Below are 16,415 nucleotides of genomic sequence, written 5' to 3'. Positions count from 1 at the left end.
CGTTTTTATTTTATGCCAATAGTTTGTCTAGCCGGACTACGGTGTATCCTTGTTCTTTCAATACATCCAGAATTTGCTTCACTAATAGCTCGCTGCCGGGCATTCGGTCGTGCAGCAAAATTATGGAACCGGGTTTAAGTCCCTTCCGGATTCTGTCAAGTATCTTATCCGATGCCGGCTGTTGCGTATCCAGGCTACGGATATTCCATCCAATAGAGGTATATCCCAGCTGCCGGACGGCTTTTGCAATCGTAGGATTGGTGACACCGAAAGGCGGACGAAACAAAGTCATCGGCTGCGAAGTTACTCGTTCTAGTTCACACTGACAAGTTTGCAGGTCTTTTTTCATCTTAGAGAGACTGTATAGCGGGAATAAACCGGAGTGACTATAAGAATGATTTCCAATCATATGTCCTTCTGCTATCATTTGTTGAAGCAGCATTTCATTTCCTTTTATCTTGTGTCCGATACAGAAGAAACAGGCAGTTGTTTGATATTCCTGTAATATTCGCAATACCTTCGGAGTCTGTATAGGATCGGGGCCGTCGTCAAAAGTCAGCGCTACAATCTTTTCAGTAGTACGCTTTCTGCAAAACGAACGGAGATAAATCCCCGACTGAATGCTATAGGAAGCATAAACGAGAAAAGAAAGTATCAGCAGTGAGGCAAGAACAAGGCAGATGATAATCATACGTTTTTCCGGATTAGAATCAAAGAATGATTGATGGAGTGGTGATGATTATAAATCAATATGTTTGTAGAAACGGTGCAGTTCTCCGCTTCTTTCACTACTTTCCATACTGCGTACGATGAGGCGGTGGGATATTCGCCGCATTCGTCTTTAAAACTGAGATGAATACTTTCCGGGAAGAGGTTTGTTTCAAGCTCTTCATAAATACAATCTTTCTCAGTACGGTTCTTTCCGGTTACCAGCCACTGAATATCCCGGCTATCCAAGCCGTTTCTTTGTAGAAAGCGGATTGTCCGGCTTTTGATTTCTTCTGCCGTTTGCTGCCCGGTGAAAGTTTCGAGTCCGCTTATTTCAGCCAGTGGATGTTCTCCGGCTTCCCGGCTAAGCAGGAAAAATTGGGCGCCTTCTCCAGCTTCTATCCCTTTTAGTATTCCCAGCCGTTTCTGAATGGTATAACTGGTATTTGTCATTTCATCCATAGCCCCTACGAGTATCTGCCCGTCTCCTTCCCAAATTTTCATCATGGCATCCAATAAGGCACTCTCAAAGCTCAATCCACGATGAACATAAGTCATGTTGTAGGCGTGAACCTGGCGAATTAAGGCAATTTGTGCACCAATGGTATTGAACGTTGACTGGATGAAGGGGGTAGGGTTTAGCATCCGTTCTTCATTATCTATCAGCGTATTCAGGAATTTCTCTGTATCTACCAGACAACCAAGTCCGGTTGCCGTAATGATTCCCTTTATCTTTTCGGGAGATAGTTCGCCCATACATTCCAATCCACAGGCTACACCCATTTTCACGATACGGCTCATACGTCTGCGCAAGGTTGCATTGGTAATTATATCCTTATAGTCGGGTTCGCAAGCCTGAAGATAAGGATGGTTTTCCGCATATCCTTGTGGATGAATGGAAGCGATACGTTGGATATAGACTGGCTGCATAGGCATAAATACTTAAAGATTCGTTTGTTGGCGCATATTCGTAGCGGAAAAGAGAAGCGATGAGTCATTCCCGCCGAAACCGAAAGAATTGGATAATACGTGGCGAACAGGGACTCCTTCCCGGAAAGACGTTTCCGGAATCAATTCCGTCTCCGGCATAGCGTCCGTGAAGTTCAGGTTCGGATAAATCATACCTTTATATATGGAAAGGACAGAGTATACCGCTTCAATTCCTTCAGAAGCTCCTAAGGTATGTCCGATAAAAGCTTTTAGCGAACTAAACGGTGGTACGTGTTTTCCAAAGATTCTCCGCAATGCCATACCTTCCGATGCATCGTTGCCGGGAGTCCCCGTGCCATGCACGTTGATATAGTCTATTTCTTCGGGAGCAATACCGCTTGAGGCGATAGCTTCGCTCATTGACAAAAAAGCGCCGTCTCCTTCGGGCGAACTTCCCGTTTGGTGATAGGCTTCGTTTGTATTGGCGTATCCGCTAAGTTCGCAATAAGGTGTTCTTTGGAGAGAACTTTCCGATTGAAGTACTAAGTATCCTGCACCTTCTCCGAGATTAAGTCCGGTTCGTGACCGGTCAAAAGGACGGCAGTGTGCTTTATCTAAAATCATCAGAGAGTTGAAGCCATTCAGGGTGAACCGGCAAAGTGCATCTGTTCCTCCGACAATTGCGGCATCCAGTAGTCCGTGCTTTATCATCCTTGCTCCCAACATGATGGCATTGGCTGCTGACGAACAGGCTGTGCTGATAGTTGTTATGAAGTCACTGATTCCCAAGTAGGAAGCAATCTGTTCCGTACTTGCGCCACAATCATGTGAGATGACTTCCCGCAATCGTCCCCGTGCCGGGTTTTCTTTAAAAGATTCGTAGAAATGTTCGCTTAAATCCATGCCGCCAACGGAAGTTGCGGAAATAAAACCGATACGCAATGGTTGTTGGGACGGTCGGGATAACAACAAATTGAGCCTGGAATCTTCCAATGCTTCTTTCGCTGCTACCATTCCCAATAATGCTGTGCGTGAGATGGTCTGCTGTGAGGGGATGGATAACAGTTGTTTAAGTTCCTCATTGCTACGTTTCACTTCGGATACGGGTACGTCAAGAGCGGTCGGAAAAAGAGTAACTTTGCCGATGCCATGTTTGCCTTGTCTCAAAGCCTCTATATTTTCGGAAACCCCGATGCCGATGCCTGAAACAACTCCCAATCCGGTGACGTAAATCTTCATGAGTTAGGCTTTGCGATTGGCTATAATAAAATCAGTCAATGTACGTACAGAGTAGAAGATTTGCTTTCCTTCGCCCGGGTTCTCTATTTTAATTCCGTATTCACGTTCAAGAATCAGAATGATTTCGAGTGCGTCGATGGAATCGAGTCCGAGACCTTCGTCTCCGAACAGGGGAGCTTCATCGTCAATATCCTTCGGAGTGATTTCTTCCAGGTTCAACTCTTCAATAAGTTTACCTTTCACTTCGTCCATCAGTTCTCTTTGCGCTTGATTCAAATTATCCATAAATCGTTGTTCTATTATTAAGTTGTTTAAATTCTGCCTGATACTGTCCGTCCATCAATTCGCACCAGCCTATGACACATGTGCGTAACTTGCCTTTGGACATTACGATACGTGCGTAATCTTCCAATAAGTCAGAGTCGTAATGCGGACATACAAAAAAAGTGTTTTCTCCCTTTATCTTGTGCCGGATGCAGATTTCGCCCAGCACTACATTAGGAAGAGTGTATACAAAAACAGCGGGGCTGGCATCTTTATCACCTTCTTTGCTGATGATAGCCTGATGTTTGCAATCTGTATCCAATGATGAAGAAGCGTTGGCCAGGATGATTCCAATCTCCTCCGGTTGATAATTGACATCTTTCAGCAAGTATCCCGCAGCTACATATCCCAGTTTACAAAGATTATCCATCTTGTAGAACTTCATATTGTTTTCTCCGAGGTTCTTATATGCTTCCCGGATGAACGGTGCAAAGGCTGTCTCCGAAGAACTGAATATCGTTGTTCCGTTGAATTCTACTACTCCCGGCCTGATAACGATTCTGTTTGCCGATTCGGAAAGTGCTTTATCGAAGGATGTCTGCTTCCGATGGCTAACCGAACGGGATAAAACGAGTGCGGCATTACATCCGCCGAAACCGGAAGCGGTCTTGATACAACATTCCATTTTCATTGGTTGGTGTGTGCCGTAGACAGTGACAGGCATAGGGACACCGAGTGTTTCGTACCCTAAAGTCCCGTAGAATATATTTTCTTTTAGTTGCTCTATGCAAAAGATGGTTTCGATGATACCCGAAGCTCCTAATGTATGCCCGAAGTAAGGTTTTAAACTATTCACAGGAACTGTGGATAATCCGGCCAGGTGTATTGCTTTGGATTCCATTTCATCATTGTAGACCGTAGCTGTCCCGTGTGCATTGATAAAACTGATGTTTTCGGAAACCACCCCGGCTTCTTCCATTGCCTGGTTGATGGCGAGTACCAATCCGTCTCCCGTCCGGGAAGGGCCGGATATGTGATTGGCATCATTGCTGATAGCTCCACCGGAGAGAATAATATCGTTCCCGCTCCCCTGAGTTTCTAATAAAACAGCTCCACAGGCTTCTCCCAAGCTTAATCCGTCCCGTTGGATATCGTAAGGCCGGCATCGTTGTGCGCTGACAGACCTGAAGGACAGGAATCCGCTGGTGATAAAATGAGAAAGAATATCTCCACCGGCCACAATAACCCGTTTGTAACGTCCCGATTCTATCCATCTCTTTGCGACGATGAGTGCTGAGACACCTGATATGCAAGCATTGGAAATAACTTCTACCTGATTGTCTGCTTCAAAAAACTCTCCGATTCGTTCCGCCATTTTCCAAAGAAATGCCGGACTGTCAGCTGGGATTTGGGGAAGATTTTCAGACTCATCCGAACAAACCAATTCACTTAATAATTCGACATTCCCTTTGGTGGTAGAGAGTAATAAAGCACATTCCGGTTCTCGAAGATTGACACCCGATTGTGCAATCACCTCTTGGATAGACAACATGAATAGTTGTTCCATGCGGGTATAGCCCGTAATCTGCATCTGTTCCGCCCGTTTTTTCAATTCGGCAGAATCAATCATTCCCGCTAAAATCGGAGTATCGGAAATACGGCCGGCTTCTTGCATACGGATTCCGCTCCGGTAGGCATGAATTGCTTCTATGTTTTCCTGCATGCCGAAACCCAGTGAACTAATCAGCGTATGAGCTGTGATATATATGTTTAAAGGATGTTCCATTTCTTTTTCCATTCCATATAAAACGGGGGATTGACAAGCTCCAGTTCCTTATTAAGATTGAGAAATACCTGTATCGTGCTTCCGGTAGCAACCACGCTTTGGTCGGTAGCCCGGTAGATAACATATTCGAATCTTATTTTGGCTGCTTCGCATGCAATATAGCGTGTTTCGATAATCGCTTCTTCTCCGAAGGACAGCGATTGCTTGAACTGACAGGTCAAATCAACAATAGGAACCATAAACCCTTCCCGGTAAATACTCATATAGTCCAGTCCGTACTGCTTGCCAAAGGCTTCTCTGCCATCTTCAAAATAGCGCACATACTCACCGTGCCACACAATCTGCATGGAGTCTATTTCACTGAACCGTACCTTAAATGTAGTTCGGTTGGTCAAAGCTGCTATATGTTGGCTTGTTTTCCGTTTCATTCTTTCCTGATAAATATTTTCATTCTACATTCGGCTATCGGTTCTTCTTCGACTTTCACTTGTGCGGAAATCAACGTAATGTCGAATACTTCCTGCACGACGGTAATCTCCGTTGATAATTTCATCCCGTTTTTGGGCAAGTCGTAGATTCTTAGTTTATCCACCGAACCAATAAAACCTAACGGAACTTTCTCACCTTGCCGGGTATAAATAAATCCGATACGTGCGGCAGCCGATTGGGCGATATGTTCAATAATTCCCGCTTCCTGCAGTTTCCCTTCTTCGTAAAAGATATTATCATCAGTGACAGTCAGTCCGGAATACGAATGCTTCTCTTCGATGCCGAAGAAACTATCCACCATGACAATTGGCGGACGTTGTGGAATCAGATTGAGTATTCCTTCTCCATGTATGATAGGTTCCCTGTTCATTTTAGCCTACATTGTACGATACTGTGTCCCATTCCTAAATGGTCGTGAATCTCTTCGACTTCCAGTCCCGCCGCTTCAATACATCGTTTCATATCATCAGAATGATACATCTTACTGTTACCGTTTGCCATCGCTGTGAAATAAAGGCTGATTTGTGTCAGGCAATAGGCGGCTGTATCAAACTTCTGACGATTCCAAAAAGTCTCCATGATATAAAGCCGGCTTTCCTTGTTCATGGAACAAGCCGCGCGTGTCAATATACTGGTCACCTCTTCTTCTGAAAAACAATCGAGGAATTGGCTCATCCAAATGGCATCAAATTCCGTAGGGAAAGGAACTACCGGATCGAGCAGGTTAGCGCCGTGCCCGTGGATACGTGATGCTCCGGGCAACCCTTCGGTCTGTCGGCGCATCATTTCCAACTGTTGCGGAAGGTCCATGATGGTTACTTCCACTGCTGCATCGTAACTCACGCATTTCGTAGCCCACCGACCGGTATTGCCTCCCACATCCAGCAAAGTCTTGGGATGACGGGCAAAAACGATTGCCAGTGCTTCGTCGAACGAACAATCCGAGTAATAGTGGTCGAAACCAAACCAACTTTTCTGTACCTGTGAGGGTAGACTGGACAGTCCTTCATAAATGGTGCCCCATTCACCGAATACTTTCAATCCTTCGGGACGTCCGTTAGTCAGTGCTTCCTCCAGGTGGAACATTCCCAGATAATTGACATCATGGTTGAAATCCATATTGACACGCACCATTTTGTCATTGAGCAGGAACCAACCTGTTTTAGCTAATGAATATCGCTCCTCGCGCAGCAACACAGTGCCGATTGTCAACGATGCTTCCAGCAGTACCTGCGTGGCATAAGAAGATAATCCGCAAGCCTTGCTGATTTCCACTTGCGTCAAACCGCCACGTTGGTCGGCGAGTAACTGGAAAATGCCGAACTTGAGCATAAGGCGTGATACCTGAAAAACAATGGGGCCAAAGGCTATTTCCTGTGCCAGTCGTTGGGCTTCTACCGCTGTCAGCGGTTCTTTGTCACATTTATTCTGTTGCATCTTTTTGTATCTCTTTTGGATTCGGTGACTGCTTTCCGGCAGACTCCCAAAATGGGTAATAATTAAACCATTGTTCAGGGTAACGTTTGAGTATCTGTTCCAGAGCAACAGTATATTGTTCAAGCAGAGCAACCTCTGCTTTTTTATCTTTACTCCGTACCACCGGCTCTGCTACAATGAAATGAAAACGGTAGGTTCTTCCCGGTTCCCTCATCGCGAAATAAAACACGACGGGAACTTTCATTCGCGAAGCCAGCAGGAAAGGTCCGGCAGGGAAGGGGGCTTTTTGCCCTAATAGCGTGCCCGTCAGTAACTTTTCCTTATTCAGATAGCGGTCACCCTGGAAACATACATATTCTTTTTTATTCAAAGCTTCGGTAATGCGGAAAACGTGTGTCAGGTTGTCTTCATTGACCGGAATAATCTTATACTCCTTATCCTTCCCGTTTTTCTCCAACATCTCTTTGATTTTACGATGCTCGGCATCATACATCACGATATTGATTTTCTTTCCATAATCATCGAAGAAAGGAACGCCTATTTCCCAATTCCCCACATGGGCGCCAATCATAATCACTCCTTGTTCGCTATTCAGTAATTGCAGAAATTCCGGATACCGTTCGAACTCGAACCGGTATTGGGTAACTTTTCCATTGCCGATGGCTACCTTATCGATCAGAATCTGTCCCAATCGGTAATAGTTGTCCAGCAACATTTTCAAAGAACGTATCCGACTGTATTTCAGAATGTGGCGGGCATAAAACCAGGTACTTTTCGTCGCCTTCGGGGCAAACGGTATAAAGTAAAGAACCACCAGGCTCAGGAAAATATAAGCGGCAGTGATGCCCAGATACTTAATCAGATAAATAAAGAATAAGTATCCGAATGTTCCTCCCCGGGTTTTACCTTTCCACGTCGACATGCTTACTTTGCTTCCTGCATACGAGTAATAACGAGGTCGTAGAAGTCCTGGAAGGTCTTGATACCTGCAAAATCTTGTCCGGTCACGTTGAAACCGAAGTTCTTTTCTACCAGTACAACCATATCTACCAGATCCAGGCTATCCAGTTCGAGAGTTTCCATCAACGGCGCATCCGGCTGGATGACGTCAATATCTACTTCAAACTCTTCTGCCAAAGTTGTCCTTATCTTTTCGATGATTTCTTCATTTGTCATATATTTCTCTTTTAATCGATTATTTATTAAATTTACGCAATATCAGGGTGGAGTTGGTACCACCGAATCCGAATGAGTTGGACAGGAATGTGTCAAATTCCAAATCTACCCGTTGTGCCGGAATATTCAATTGTGCCGATGCCTCGTCCGGTTCTTCGAAGTTGAGGTTAGGAGCAATGAAGCCGTTGTTCATCATCAGTGTGGAGTAGATTACTTCACTGGCACCTGCCATCCACATTTCATGCCCTGTCATGGACTTTGTAGAAGTTACATATGGGTGGTGTCCTTCGAATACTTCCGCTATGGCTTTCGCTTCATTCAAATCGCCTACGGGAGTTGAAGTGGCGTGTGCATTAATATATTTAATCCTGTCGAGTGCGACACCCGCGTCCCTGATTGCCATTTGAAGAGAACGCTTAGGCCCGTCTACATTCGGCACGGAGATATGCTCCCCATTGGATGAAAAACCGTAACCGATCACCTCGGCCAAAATAGGAGCCCCTCTTTTAACTGCCGATTCGTAGCTTTCGAGTACCAGGCTGGCAGCTCCGCCACTCGGAATCAGTCCGTCACGTCGCTTGTCGAAAGGCTTCGAAGCTTTTCCCGGCTCTGCTTCCTGAGTGGAAAATGCGCTTAATCCGTCAAAACTGCCAACGGCATAAGGATTCACTTCCTGTGCGCCACCACATAAAATACAGTCCTGTAATCCCGATTTAATGAGCAGGTATCCCATGCCGATAGCATGTGAACCGCTGGCACAAGCCCCTGCAATAGTAAAGTTTACTCCTCTCAACTTAAAGATGACAGACAGATTCATTGTTACGGTAGAATTCATTGACTGGAAGATAGAACCGGAACCGACCAGTGCCGTGTTCTTTTTTTCGCGGATAATGTCTACTGCATTGATGACAGGAGAAGCGCTACTGTCATTGCCATATAAGATACCGACTTCGTTGTTTTCAAGGAAGGTCTCGTCAATGCCTGCATTGCGGAAAGCTTCTAATGTGGCAAGATAGGCATATTCTCCCTGTTCCGGCAAGCAAAGACGTTTGCGTCGGTCCAGCAATTTCTTCAGGTCGGGACGTTCCAGAATGCCCGTCAGCGCAGAAAAATAGCCTAGCTCTTTTCGTACCGGATCTATACCGATACCCGATTTCCCATTGTATAGTGAGTCTTTTACTTCATCAAGATTCTTGCCGATGCAAGAATAAATCCCCATTCCCGTGATAACAACTCTTTTCATTCTTTTGTCTATTCTATGCTTTAGTTTAAGTATATAGTCCGCCGTTGATGGAAATCACTTCTCCCGTGATGTAAGATGAAGCCGGAGATGCCAGGAAACCGACCAGGTCGGCAACCTCTTCCGGAGTGCCGAAGCGTCCTGCCGGGATATGTTTCTTCCATTCGTTCTCATCAATGCCTTCTGTCATGTCCGTGCGGATGAAGCCCGGAGCTACTGCGTTTACCGTTACTTTTTTCTTTGCGACTTCTTGTGCCAATGCTTTTGTTGCGGCGATCACGCCACCTTTGGCTGCTGAGTAGTTAGCTTGTCCCGGCATTCCCTGGATACCCGACAGTGATACTATATTAATGATACGTCCATAGCGTTTGACCAGCATATTTTTCAGCAAAGGTTGTGTCACATGGAAGAATCCGTTCAGACTGATGTCGAGCACTTTGCTCCATTCTTCTCCTGTCATCCATAGCATTAGATTGTCTTTGCGTATACCGGCATTATTAACCAGTACTTCAATGTATGCGTCGGGATGCTGTGAAGCCCAGTTATCTAAAGCTGCCGCAATTGCGACAGGATTGGTAACATCGAACTTCATCAACTCTCCATCGCTTCCTTTCTCTTGTACTAGTTGCAATGTGTGTGCTGCTTCCGTGTCGTTGCTCTGGTAGTTGATGAGTATGAAGTAGCCCATTTCCGCCAGTTTACAACTGACTGCACGTCCGATACCCCGGCTTCCACCGGTTACTAATGCATATTTCATATTATTTATTTTCTTTTTTGAGATAGCCTATCATGGCTTCTATCTCTTTATATTTAGGTGTGTCACTGGTAAATACAGGAAAGAAACTACGGATTTCTTCGTAGACCAGCCGACTTTTAGGGCTTAATTTCTCCTGTATCTTCAAATAGTCGATAGCCTGTACAATTCCCATGAACTGAATAGCCATCACCTGATAAGAGTTTTCAATGACTGTTTTTGCTAATAAGGCGGAGTTGGTACCCATACTGACAATATCTTGATTGTCATTGTTGTTTGGAATACTATGAACATACATCGGATTCGATAATGTCTGACACTCTGCAGTAGTGGATGTTGCAGTAAATTGGGATGCCTGCAATCCATAATTCAATCCCAGTACTCCCAAATTGACAAAGGGCGGTAAGATACCGTTGATACGGTCATGGAACAAATAGTTGATTTGTCTTTCACAAAGCATGGTCAGCTTGGTTACGGCGATTTTTAGTTTATCCATCTCAAAAGAGATGTAGTCGCCGTGGAAGTTACCGCCATGATAAATATTCTGCGTTTCAGGGTCTACGATCGGATTGTCGCAGGCGGAATTTATTTCATTCATCAGCACTTCTTCCGCATTCTCCAATTCATCATATATGGGACCTAGTATTTGCGGAACACATCGCAGGGAATAATAGGGTTGTACCTTATGTTCGAAGATTTTTTCTTTGTGTACTTGATTATACAGTTCATTCTCTCTTTGGAGCACGCACTGGCTACCTGCCACCCATTCTCTCATCATTGCGGCAATTTCTTGTTGTCCTTTGTGATGCTTGGCTTCGTTCAATGCCTGAGCCATGAAATCATCATAAGAAGCTGCTATTTCATTCATCATGACAGAAGCGGCCACCGACCAGCGAAGTAATTGTTTGGCATAAACCAGGTTGACGATGCCTATCCCCGTCATTACAGAAGTGCCGTTTGTTACGGATAATCCTTCACGGATACGCATAGAGAAAGGTTTCAGATTATTTTCCCGAAGCACGGTGGCGGTATCACATAGTTTTCCTTGATAAAAAACTTCTCCTTCACCTATCAATGTCAGGGCGATGTGGGCTAGCTGTACAAGGTCACCGCTGGCACCCACGCTTCCATGCTCAGGTATGAAAGGGTAAATCCCACGATTAATAAATTCACAAAGGAGCGATACCAGTTCCATATGTACTCCCGATTTCCCTTGCAGAAAGGTGTACAGGCGGGCAATCATAGCTGCTTTTACATATAGTTCGGGAAGCGGTTTGCCGGCACCGGTAGAGTGGCTTCGAATAATATTGTATTGAAGCTCAATCAATGATTGGTCTTCTATTCTGTATTGTGCCATCGGGCCGAACCCGGTATTGATACCATATATAATCTTATCGCTGGAGAAGGATTGCAGGAAATTGAAACTTTCCTCTACTTTTCGAACGCATTCTTCGGAAAGTTCCAGCTTCTCATTTTCAAACAAGACTTTATAGAGGGTATCTAAATTTATAATTCTGTCAGCTATCATTTTCTGTACTAGATATTTTATACCTTAAATAATAAGGTGCAAAAATAGGCAATTTCTATTATATAGCGGACATGAATCAAAATAAAACTTTTTCAGGAAAGCCGGTTTTACCCGTTTTATCCTTCATCTGGGGCGGTAATTTACGCTTTCATCAAATTCCGCCCTTCATACTTGCATATCGCCTCTATCCACTCCTCCGTCAACGGCATGGACTCGTGTCTCTCGAGGTCGAAAGTCACCATGATAGACTTGCAGATACATTTAATCTCGTTTGTTTCCGTATCGATTACCCGTTGAATCAGATGAAAACTTTTAGTGCCTATCTTAGAGACGGCGGTCTGCACGGCAATGTGGTCTGACGCAAAAATCTGCTTTACGAAATCTGCTTCGATATGAACGACAACGATGCCAATCTTTTCCCAATCTACTCCCGGGCATACTGAAGCGAAGTATTCAGTCTTTCCCAAGTCGTAAAAAGAAAAGTAAACAGTGTTATTGACGTGACCGAATTTGTCTACGTCATTGAAGCGCAACTGAATAGGCAAAGTGTGGTGAAATACAATTTCTTCCATAGTTTTCACTTAATCTTTTTGAATTCGGCGCAAAAGTACTACTTTTGCGTGTTATTCTCAACAGAAATTAATCAAGAAATGATAGAAGATATTAAAAAAGCCTGTCAGGTGATGAATGAAGGAGGAGTGATTCTCTATCCCACCGATACCGTTTGGGGTATAGGCTGCGACGCGACTAACGAAGAGGCTGTACGCCGTGTATATGAAATAAAGAAACGTGCCGATAGCAAGGCTATGCTGGTACTGGTAGATACTTCTGTGAAGGTGGATTTTTATGTACAAGATGTGCCGGATGTGGCGTGGGACTTGATTGAAGTTGCCGACAAGCCGTTGACGATTATATATTCCGGTGCACGCAATTTGGCTCCGAATCTGTTGGCAGAAGACGGAAGTGTGGGCATACGTGTCACCAACGAGGACTTCTCAAGACGCCTTTGCCAGCAATTCCGCAAAGCGATTGTTTCTACATCGGCAAATGTCAGTGGACAACCCGGTGCTGCGAACTTCTGCGAAATCAGTGAAGAAATAAAATCGGCAGTAGACTATATCGTCAGTTTTCGTCAGGATGATATGAGCCGGCCGAAACCCTCAAGTATTATTAAGTTGGACAAAGGTGGAGTGATTAAGATAATTCGCGAATAAATGAAAGGGGAAAAACTAAGTTTATTGCAGCGTTGCATCAAATGGCGGGAAGCCAACATAAAGGAGAAACAATTCATCCTAATATTAAGCTTTCTGGTCGGAATCTTCACGGCGATTGCCGCTTTGATATTGAAGTTCTTTATTCATCAGATACAAAATTTCTTAACGGATAACTTCAATGCGACGGAGGCCAACTACTTGTATTTGGTATATCCGGTAGTCGGAATCTTTTTGGCAGGTTGGTTTGTACGCAATATTGTCAAAGACGACATCAGTCATGGGGTTACTAAAATTCTATATGCCATTTCCCGCAGACAGGGACGTATCAAACGACATAATATCTGGTCGTCTACCATTGCCAGTGCGATAACCATCGGATTTGGTGGTTCGGTCGGAGCAGAGGCACCTATCGTTTTGACGGGCTCGGCCATCGGTTCCAACTTGGGAAGTGTATTCAAGATGGAACACCGCACATTGATGCTACTCGTTGGCTGTGGAGCGGCGGGTGCCATTGCCGGCATCTTTAAGGCACCAATCGCCGGGCTGGTGTTTACACTGGAAGTCCTAATGATTGACTTAACCATGTCTTCTCTGCTTCCTCTGCTGATTTCAGCAGTGACAGCGGCCACAGTTTCCTATATAACTACCGGTACGGAAGCCATGTTTAAGTTCCATCTCGACCAGGCCTTTGAACTGTCACGTATTCCTTACGTTATTCTGCTGGGTATCTTTTGCGGATTGATTTCTCTCTACTTTACACGTGCCATGAATGTGGTGGAAGGGGTTTTCGGTAAACTCAAGAATCCCTATAAGAAACTGGCTTTCGGCGGTGTGATGTTGAGCATACTGATTTTCCTTTTCCCTCCTCTATACGGTGAAGGTTATGACACGATAAATCTTTTGCTGAATGGTTCATCTGCGGCAGAGTGGGATACGGTTATGAATAATTCGATGTTCTACGGCTATGGTAATTTGCTTTTAGTCTACCTGGTACTGATTATTCTGCTGAAAGTCTTTGCTTCCAGTGCGACAAACGGTGGTGGCGGTTGCGGTGGTATTTTTGCTCCTTCGCTTTATCTGGGATGTATTGCCGGATTTGTCTTTTCTCATTTTAGTAATGATTTTGCATTCTCTGCCTACCTGCCGGAAAACAACTTTGCTCTGATGGGGATGGCAGGAGTGATGAGTGGAGTAATGCACGCTCCGTTGACGGGTGTCTTCCTGATAGCCGAGTTGACCGGCGGATATGACTTGTTCCTCCCATTAATGATTGTTTCCGTAAGTTCATACCTGACGATTATTGCCTTCGAACCTCACAGTATCTACTCTATGCGTCTGGCAAAGAAAGGACAATTACTTACACATCACAAGGATAAGGCTGTGTTGACACTGATGAAAATGGAGAATGTGGTGGAAAAAGATTTCGTTGTTGTACATCCGGAGATGGATTTGGGAGAATTGGTGAAAGCAATTGCAGCTTCCCATCGTAATGTCTTTCCGGTGGCAGATAAGAAAACAGGCGTATTGTTGGGACTTGTCTTGCTTGACGATATCCGTAACATCATGTTTCGTCAAGAACTTTATCATCGTTTCACTGTTAATAAATTAATGGTGTCCGCCCCGGCTAAGATAATAGATACGGACGGGATGGAACAGGTAATGCAAACGTTTGATGACACCAAAGCCTGGAATCTTCCGGTCGTTGACGAGGAAGGACGCTACGAAGGCTTTGTCTCTAAATCGAAGATATTTAACTCATACCGGCAAGTACTGGTACATTTTTCAGAAGACTAACCGGCAAGGTGCCGGAGCCAGGTATCTATGCAGATAATAAGGTGATTATGAAGAAAGAAGATTTAAAAATAGTATATATGGGTACTCCCGATTTTGCGGTGGAGGCCTTGCGTCAGTTGGTAGAAGGTGGTTATAACGTTGTGGGCGTGATAACAATGCCCGATAAGCCTGCCGGACGCGGACATAAGATTCAATATTCTCCCGTTAAACAATATGCACTTGAACAGAACTTGCCACTGCTTCAACCGGAAAAGCTGAAGGATGAGGCTTTCGTGGAAGCATTGCGTGAGTGGAAAGCAGATTTACAGATTGTGGTTGCCTTCCGTATGTTGCCGGAAGTGGTGTGGAATATGCCTCGACTGGGTACATTCAATCTCCATGCATCTCTGCTTCCTCAATATCGTGGAGCTGCTCCTATCAATTGGGCGGTCATTAATGGTGACACGGAGACTGGTATCACTACTTTCTTCCTGAAACATGAGATAGATACCGGAGAAGTCATCCAGCAAGTCCGTGTACCTATCGCGGATACGGATAATGTGGAAGTAGTGCATGATAAATTAATGGTATTGGGTGGGAAACTGGTTGTTGAAACGGTAAATGCCATCTTGAACGGTGAGGTAAAACCGATTCCTCAGGAAGAAATGGCTGTTGTCGGTGAACTCCGTCCGGCTCCGAAGATATTCAAAGATACTTGCCGGATTGACTGGAATCGACCGGTAAAGAAGATATATGACTTTATTCGTGGGTTATCACCTTATCCTGCTGCCTGGAGTGAATTAATCACTAATGAAGGAGAAGTCATAGTAGTGAAAGTCTTTGAAAGTGAAAAGATTTACGAATCACATCAACTCTCTGTCGGAACTGTTGTGACAGATGGAAAGAAATATATAAAGGTAGCCGTACCGGATGGATTCGTATCCATTCTTTCCTTGCAGCTTCCTGGTAAGAAACGTCTGAAAACGGACGAGTTACTTCGTGGATACCGTCTGTCAGATGGATGTCAGATGAAGTAATTCCATAACTCTGAATTAAAATGTCTCGAATTCGAGGCGATTGAACAGCTGAAGACTTTATCAATAATTGATGTAAGTAAGAGGCTTGAGTAAGATATAAAATAAAAGAAGATTACTGTTTCTAACCTAAAATAGATGAATTATGAAACCGATTATCGCTCCTTCCATTCTTTCTGCCGATTTCGGATATTTGGCAAAAGATATTGAAATGGTAAACCGCAGTGAAGCGGAGTGGGTACATATTGATATTATGGACGGGGTATTTGTCCCCAATATATCATTTGGCTTTCCGGTATTGAAATACGTGGCAAAGTTAAGCAAGAAACCATTGGATGTGCATTTGATGATTGTTAGCCCGGAGAAATTTATCCCTGAGGTGAAAGCGTTGGGAGCTCATACAATGAACGTACATTATGAAGCCTGCCCGCACTTGCATCGGGTGATTCAGCAAATCAAGGAAGCAGGAATGCAACCTGCCGTAACAATCAATCCGGCAACTCCGGTTGCTCTGCTTCAGGATATAATCCGGGATGTATATATGGTGCTTATCATGAGCGTGAATCCGGGATTTGGCGGACAGAAATTCATAGAACATTCAGTAGAGAAAGTTCGTGAACTGCGCGCTTTGATTGAACGTACGGGCTCGAAAGCTTTGATTGAAGTGGATGGTGGCGTGAATCTAGAAACAGGTGCCCGCTTGGTTGAGGCAGGAGCCGATGCATTAGTGGCCGGTAATGCTGTTTTTGGAGCGCCGGATCCTGAAGCTATGATTCGTCAACTCCATGAACTGTAATTCATAGAACTTTAGTATGCCTTGTATAATACTTTCTTCTTCTTTGG

Annotated in this window: 18 protein-coding genes; 4 read left to right on the top strand and 14 right to left on the bottom strand. The window is 44.5% G+C overall.

Annotation, left to right across the window (positions count from 1 at the left end; all coding sequences use genetic code 11):
* Positions 1–10 precede the first annotated feature (10 nt).
* The 14 genes from HC965_RS14870 to HC965_RS14805 all read right to left on the bottom strand — a co-directional run bounded on the left by HC965_RS14870 (position 11) and on the right by HC965_RS14805 (position 12,123).
* Positions 11–691 (bottom strand): polysaccharide deacetylase family protein, encoded by a 681-nt coding sequence (locus tag HC965_RS14870; protein ID WP_191032201.1) that lies wholly within the window; start codon positions 689–691, stop codon positions 11–13.
* Positions 688–1,638: a beta-ketoacyl synthase chain length factor gene (locus HC965_RS14865; protein ID WP_191032200.1), complete on the bottom strand. Its 951-nt coding sequence runs from the start codon at positions 1,636–1,638 to the stop codon at positions 688–690. The genes HC965_RS14870 and HC965_RS14865 overlap by 4 nt, the downstream gene beginning before the upstream one ends.
* Before the next feature lie 12 nt (positions 1,639–1,650).
* Entirely contained in the window at positions 1,651–2,877 is a 1,227-nt protein-coding gene (locus HC965_RS14860) for a beta-ketoacyl synthase (RefSeq protein ID WP_191032199.1), read from the bottom strand.
* A 3-nt stretch (positions 2,878–2,880) separates the two neighbouring features.
* Complete coding sequence (locus HC965_RS14855) at positions 2,881–3,162, bottom strand: phosphopantetheine-binding protein (RefSeq protein ID WP_191032198.1); 282 nt, start codon at positions 3,160–3,162, stop codon at positions 2,881–2,883.
* Entirely contained in the window at positions 3,155–4,927 is a 1,773-nt protein-coding gene (locus tag HC965_RS14850; RefSeq protein ID WP_191032197.1) for a beta-ketoacyl synthase N-terminal-like domain-containing protein, read from the bottom strand. Before HC965_RS14850 ends, HC965_RS14855 begins: the two co-directional genes overlap by 8 nt.
* On the bottom strand, positions 4,912–5,355 hold the full coding sequence (locus HC965_RS14845; protein ID WP_191032196.1) for a thioesterase family protein: 444 nt from the start codon (positions 5,353–5,355) through the stop codon (positions 4,912–4,914). The genes HC965_RS14850 and HC965_RS14845 overlap by 16 nt, the downstream gene beginning before the upstream one ends.
* Positions 5,352–5,786 (bottom strand): hydroxymyristoyl-ACP dehydratase, encoded by a 435-nt coding sequence (locus tag HC965_RS14840; RefSeq protein ID WP_191032195.1) that lies wholly within the window; start codon positions 5,784–5,786, stop codon positions 5,352–5,354. The genes HC965_RS14845 and HC965_RS14840 overlap by 4 nt, the downstream gene beginning before the upstream one ends.
* A complete protein-coding gene (locus HC965_RS14835) occupies positions 5,783–6,853 on the bottom strand; it encodes a methyltransferase (protein WP_191032194.1) in 1,071 nt (356 codons plus the stop codon). The genes HC965_RS14840 and HC965_RS14835 overlap by 4 nt, the downstream gene beginning before the upstream one ends.
* Entirely contained in the window at positions 6,840–7,775 is a 936-nt protein-coding gene (locus HC965_RS14830) for an acyltransferase (RefSeq protein WP_191032193.1), read from the bottom strand. Before HC965_RS14830 ends, HC965_RS14835 begins: the two co-directional genes overlap by 14 nt.
* Positions 7,776–7,777: 2 nt before the next feature.
* A complete protein-coding gene (locus HC965_RS14825) occupies positions 7,778–8,029 on the bottom strand; it encodes an acyl carrier protein (protein ID WP_004305450.1) in 252 nt (83 codons plus the stop codon).
* A 19-nt stretch (positions 8,030–8,048) separates the two neighbouring features.
* Positions 8,049–9,272 (bottom strand): beta-ketoacyl synthase, encoded by a 1,224-nt coding sequence (locus HC965_RS14820; protein WP_191032192.1) that lies wholly within the window; start codon positions 9,270–9,272, stop codon positions 8,049–8,051.
* 25 nt (positions 9,273–9,297) lie between these two features.
* Positions 9,298–10,026 (bottom strand): 3-oxoacyl-ACP reductase FabG, encoded by a 729-nt coding sequence (fabG, locus tag HC965_RS14815; RefSeq protein ID WP_191032191.1) that lies wholly within the window; start codon positions 10,024–10,026, stop codon positions 9,298–9,300.
* A gap of 1 nt (position 10,027) precedes the next feature.
* Positions 10,028–11,551, bottom strand: a complete 1,524-nt coding sequence (hutH, locus tag HC965_RS14810) for a histidine ammonia-lyase (protein WP_191032190.1) — start codon at positions 11,549–11,551, stop codon at positions 10,028–10,030.
* 140 nt (positions 11,552–11,691) lie between these two features.
* Positions 11,692–12,123: a thioesterase family protein gene (locus HC965_RS14805; RefSeq protein ID WP_191032189.1), complete on the bottom strand. Its 432-nt coding sequence runs from the start codon at positions 12,121–12,123 to the stop codon at positions 11,692–11,694.
* 78 nt (positions 12,124–12,201) lie between these two features.
* Here HC965_RS14805 and HC965_RS14800 point away from each other — a divergent pair, with 78 nt between their 5' ends.
* From HC965_RS14800 to rpe, 4 genes are all read left to right on the top strand, one after another.
* Entirely contained in the window at positions 12,202–12,765 is a 564-nt protein-coding gene (locus tag HC965_RS14800; protein WP_191032188.1) for an L-threonylcarbamoyladenylate synthase, read from the top strand.
* Positions 12,766–14,559, top strand: coding sequence for a chloride channel protein (locus HC965_RS14795; protein WP_191032187.1), 1,794 nt, complete (start codon positions 12,766–12,768; stop codon positions 14,557–14,559).
* Positions 14,560–14,606: 47 nt separating this feature from the next.
* Complete coding sequence (fmt, locus tag HC965_RS14790) at positions 14,607–15,575, top strand: methionyl-tRNA formyltransferase (RefSeq protein ID WP_191032186.1); 969 nt, start codon at positions 14,607–14,609, stop codon at positions 15,573–15,575.
* Positions 15,576–15,717: 142 nt separating this feature from the next.
* Positions 15,718–16,368, top strand: coding sequence for a ribulose-phosphate 3-epimerase (gene rpe / locus HC965_RS14785; protein ID WP_191032185.1), 651 nt, complete (start codon positions 15,718–15,720; stop codon positions 16,366–16,368).
* The last annotated feature ends 47 nt before the right edge of the window (positions 16,369–16,415 follow it).

The organism is Bacteroides sp. GM023 (genome assembly GCF_014750685.1).
GTDB lineage: Bacteria > Bacteroidota > Bacteroidia > Bacteroidales > Bacteroidaceae > Bacteroides.
The sequence above is the reverse complement of the archived record's forward strand: the minus strand, read 5'-3'. Positions and strand labels throughout refer to the sequence as shown.